The sequence below is a fragment of the Bacillus sp. P14.5 genome, assembly GCF_003316765.1.
Taxonomy (GTDB): domain Bacteria; phylum Bacillota; class Bacilli; order Bacillales; family Bacillaceae_B; genus Rossellomorea.
The window spans coordinates 1-4,687 of the sequence record NZ_NIJF01000040.1; the positions used below are offsets into that span (position 1 = coordinate 1).

Consider the following 4,687-nt stretch of genomic DNA (forward strand, 5'->3'; position numbering starts at 1 on the left):
TAATCGATCGAGGACTTAACCACAAATTATTAGCGAAACTCGGAATACTTTCTTCTTTCTTCTAATACTTTATCTAGTTTTGAGAGAACGATGTTCTTTCAATTAAATATGTCTGGTGATTAAGGCGAAGAGGTCACACCCGTTCCCATGCCGAACACGGAAGTTAAGCTCTTCAGCGCCGATGGTAGTTGGGGGATCTCCCCCTGTGAGAGTAGGACGTCGCCAGGCAAACCAAAGAGTACCCGAAGTGGTGCTCTTTTTGTGTTACAAAAGAAAAGGAGAGACTGCTCTTCCCTTTCGCAAATTGATAAGACGCAGGAGCGAGGAAGGGGAGGAGCAAGAAGGTCGAGGACGAGAGGGAGAGAACACCGGAGTGGGCTCTGCCCATGAGGATGTGAACGAGCGAAGCGGACGAAGAGATTCGCCGCTCATCGCCGTCCGAGCCTTCAGCGCCGATGGTAGTTGGGGACTCCCCTTGTGAGAGTAGGACGTCGCCAGGCAAGCAAAAGAGTACCCGAAGGGGTGCTCTTTTTTGTATTGATAATAAAAAGAAGAGATCACTTTCCTTTCCGCACATTAATAAGAAGCAATAGCGAGGATGGGGAGGAGCAAGAAGGTCAAGGACGAGAGGGAGAGAACACCGGAATGGGCTCTGCCTATTAGGATGTGAACGAGCGAAGCGAACGAAGAGATTCGCCGCTCATCGCCGTCCTCGCCTTCAGCGCCGATAGTAGTTGGGTCTCCCCCTGTGAGAGTAGTACGTCGCCAGGCGAGCAAAAGAGTACCCGAAGTGGTGCTCTTTTTTTGTATTTTTTAAAAAAAGTCGTGTCACCAATTTTGCTGTTTGGAGACATGATCTTTTCTATTGGCTCTATATGATGTACCCAAGGCAGATACTCGGAGACAACTGCCTTCTCCTACCAACCTTAGCGTGTACTCAAGCTTAATATTCGCGGGGGGAGCCCCTAAAAAATACCTCCGTCATGGATTGTGTACCCAAGTTGCTAGCTCGGATACATCTTCTTCTCCTGTCAACCTGGCAGAATTTCAGAACCAAATAAGGGGAAAAGAATACAGATTTATAATTATGGAAAAGGATTGGTGAAGGAGGTTTAATCGTCTATCAAATGGATCGCTGTCTTCTTCACTTTGAAAATGTTAGTACGATTAAAGGGAGAAAAAGTGTCTATATTGCCTCAATTAACAGTCTTTTTTAGGGGTCTCAGGAACTTTAACAGCGGTATTTAATAGAGTAATAGTTCTAAATAAATGATTTCTGAATATTTTTATAATATACTAGACTTACAACTTATAGTAAGCGCTTACAAACACCGAAGGATTTACATAACTACAAAACAAAGTGGAGGGGATTTCATGATTTATGCACAGCCGAATAAAGAGGGTTCTATGGTGGAATTTAAATCAAAGTATGACAACTACATTGGCGGCGAATGGGTGGCGCCGGTGAAGGGTGAGTACTTTGAGAATGTTTCTCCTGTCAATGGACAGGCTTTTTGTGAAGTGGCAAGATCAACCTCTGAAGATATTGAGCTTGCGCTTGATGCTGCTCATGAAGCTAAGGATGCCTGGGGTAAAACGTCTGTTGCAGAAAGGGCCAATATATTGAATAAAATAGCTGACAGGCTCGAGGAGAACCTTGAGATGCTGGCGGTTGCTGAGACTTGGGACAATGGCAAGCCTGTCAGGGAAACTCTTAACGCAGATCTGCCGCTCGCTATCGATCACTTCCGTTATTTTGCCGGATGCATCCGTGCACAGGAAGGCAGCATTGGAGAAGTAGATAATGATACGGTAGCCTATCATTTCCATGAACCGCTAGGAGTCGTGGGGCAGATCATTCCTTGGAACTTCCCGTTATTGATGGCCACTTGGAAGCTTGCACCTGCTTTGGCAGCGGGTAACTGCGTAGTTTTGAAACCAGCTGAGCAGACACCTGCAAGCATCTTAGTCATGATGGAACTGATTCAAGACCTGCTTCCAAAGGGAGTTGTGAATGTAGTCAACGGCTTTGGAGTGGAAGCTGGAAAACCTCTGGCGACCAGCCAAAGAGTTGCCAAAGTAGCCTTTACTGGCGAGACGACAACAGGCCGCTTGATCATGCAGTATGCGTCCCAGAATCTCATTCCCGTAACGTTAGAGCTTGGCGGAAAGTCACCGAATCTCTTTTTCGAGGATGTAATGGACCAAGATGATGACTTCCTTGATAAAACAATTGAAGGCTTCGTCATGTTTGCGCTGAATCAGGGTGAAGTATGCACATGTCCATCCCGTGCTCTGATTCATGAATCCATCTATGATAAATTCATGGAAAGAGCACTTCAAAGGGTGAAGGCCATCAAGCAAGGAAATCCTCTGAATACAGAAACAATGATAGGAGCCCAGGCATCAACGGAGCAGCTAGAAAAAATCCTTTCTTACATTGATATCGGAAAACAAGAAGGTGCTGAGGTACTAACAGGCGGCAGCCGTAATCACCTGGAGGGTGATTTGGAAGGCGGCTATTATGTTGAACCGACTGTATTTAAAGGAAATAACAAGATGCGAATTTTCCAGGAGGAAATCTTTGGGCCGGTTGTCTCCGTTACAACATTTAAAACGGCTGAAGAAGCTCTTGAAATTGCCAATGACACTTTGTATGGATTGGGAGCAGGTGTCTGGTCCAGAGATATGAACACAGCTTACCGTTTCGGGAGAGAAATTCAAGCCGGCCGTGTATGGACTAACTGTTATCACGCTTATCCTGCTCATGCAGCATTCGGCGGTTATAAAATGTCGGGAATCGGCAGAGAGAACCATAAAATGATGCTGAGCCATTACCAGCAGACTAAAAACCTGCTTGTCAGCTACAGCCCTCAGAAATTAGGTTTCTTTTAATCCTCATTCATAAAAAGGAGGAGAAATATGCCTGAAGTTGATAGAGTGACAGTAACAGAAGAAGCATCAGAGTTAATTTCGAAATTAATAGAGAAACATGGTCCGCTTTTATTTCATCAATCCGGCGGCTGCTGTGACGGCAGTTCTCCAATGTGTTATCAGGAGGGAGAACTGCTGATAGGAGACAGTGATGTCCTGCTTGGCCATATTGATGGTTGTCCATTCTATATCTCCAAAGCTCAATATGAGTACTGGAAGCATACCCAGCTGATTATAGATGTAGTAAAAGGCAGAGGCGGCATGTTTTCACTTGAAGGTCCAGAAGGGCTTAGGTTTTTAACTCGGTCCAGGATGTTCACTGAAGAAGAAAAACAGTATCTATAATGGAGAAAACGGCCCACTTGCATGGTGAGCCGTTTTTCTGGTGCTATTGTCCTTTTGCTTCAGTCATATTTATTGAATTCGCTATTTGAACCAATACTCCGGGAAGCATCAGGTCGGAAGCTCTTTTGTTAATACTGAGTATATATTGCCAAGGACCTCTCTCGAACACCAAAACATTAAATCCATATCTATCTAAATAGGATGCATCTTTTCCATCATTAAGCTTTATAACCTTAATGACTTCCTCATTTTGAAAAGTAAGGCGGTGTTTGACAGAGCGAATGGTGATTTTATAATGATGATCGGGAGTTTTCTCATTTATGAACTTCACTTCAAGCGAATCTTTTTCATCACCATCGAGATTATTGAAACGTCCAAGCGTGTGAGTAAAGGGAATAGGAGGAGTTCTAAGGGGCATATCAAGGCTTTGGCCATAGTGGACTTCAAATTCTTTCAAAGCCTTATCAATTGTCTGGTATCCAATTTCCCTATAGATTTCTTCGCTGGATTGATGGCGTTGCTCCTTAGAAAGCACGTAGTTATAGTCCCCGGCTAAAAAGAGTAAAGATACTAGCGGCAAGAGCAATAGAAACTTTATTATCTTCATTCACTCCATTCCTTCTTAATTTAGTTGGTATTTTTCCCGGGTAAAACAAGAAGTATCCTATAAAAAACTCTAAGGAGTAACAGATGTGTTTTAAAAGTAATAAATTACCATTGAACTCTAGGGAATAACCTGTTAGTATATTGTTACTGTCTCCCAATGAGGCAGGCAGCAAGACATCAGAATAAAAGGAACTGAAAAAAGTTACATTAACTTGTTGACAGGTATCCTGGCTGATGTTATTATATAAAAGTTGCTTCAAACGAAGTAACAACAAATGAATTTCGCAGAAGTTGACAATGACGAAACGTCATGTTATGATAGACTTCTGGTCGATTGAACCTTGAAAACTGAACAAAACAAACAAAACGTCAACGTTAAACTAGTAAGAACATTGTTCTTACAAAGTTGCTAACACTTTAATTAGCAAATGAGCAAGTCAAACTTCTATCGGAGAGTTTGATCCTGGCTCAGGACGAACGCTGGCGGCGTGCCTAATACATGCAAGTCGAGCGGATTGATGGGAGCTTGCTCCCTGAAATCAGCGGCGGACGGGTGAGTAACACGTGGGTAACCTGCCTGTAAGACTGGGATAACTCCGGGAAACCGGGGCTAATACCGGATAGTTCTTTTCCTCGCATGAGGAAAAGTGGAAAGGCGGCTTCGGCTGCCACTTACAGATGGACCCCGCGGCGCATTAGCTAGTTGGTGAGGTAACGGCTCACCAAGGCAACGATGCGTAGCCGACCTGAGAGGGTGATCGGCCACACTGGGACTGAGACACGGCCCAGACTCCTACGGGAG

The 4,687-nt window shown here is 44.2% G+C and carries 3 protein-coding genes and 2 rRNA genes; 4 read left to right on the plus strand and 1 reads right to left on the minus strand.

The genetic code is table 11. The annotated features are described in order from the left end of the window. Positions 1–111: 111 nt before the first annotated feature. From rrf to B9Z54_RS04900, 3 genes are all read left to right on the plus strand, one after another. Positions 112–228: ribosomal RNA gene (gene rrf, locus B9Z54_RS04880) — 5S ribosomal RNA — on the plus strand. A gap of 1,146 nt (positions 229–1,374) precedes the next feature. Next, on the plus strand, positions 1,375–2,895 hold the full coding sequence (gene adh / locus B9Z54_RS04895) for an aldehyde dehydrogenase (RefSeq protein ID WP_113927375.1): 1,521 nt from the start codon (positions 1,375–1,377) through the stop codon (positions 2,893–2,895). A gap of 27 nt (positions 2,896–2,922) precedes the next feature. Further along, entirely contained in the window at positions 2,923–3,279 is a 357-nt protein-coding gene (locus tag B9Z54_RS04900) for a DUF779 domain-containing protein (protein ID WP_113927376.1), read from the plus strand. 43 nt (positions 3,280–3,322) lie between these two features. Here B9Z54_RS04900 and B9Z54_RS04905 read toward each other — a convergent pair whose 3' ends face one another. Further along, a complete protein-coding gene (locus tag B9Z54_RS04905) occupies positions 3,323–3,886 on the minus strand; it encodes a hypothetical protein (protein ID WP_113927377.1) in 564 nt (187 codons plus the stop codon). Between the two features lie 444 nt (positions 3,887–4,330). On the opposite strand from B9Z54_RS04905, the gene B9Z54_RS04910 reads away from it, so the two are divergent. Continuing rightward, a 16S ribosomal RNA gene (locus tag B9Z54_RS04910) occupies positions 4,331–4,687 on the plus strand; the annotation flags it as partial.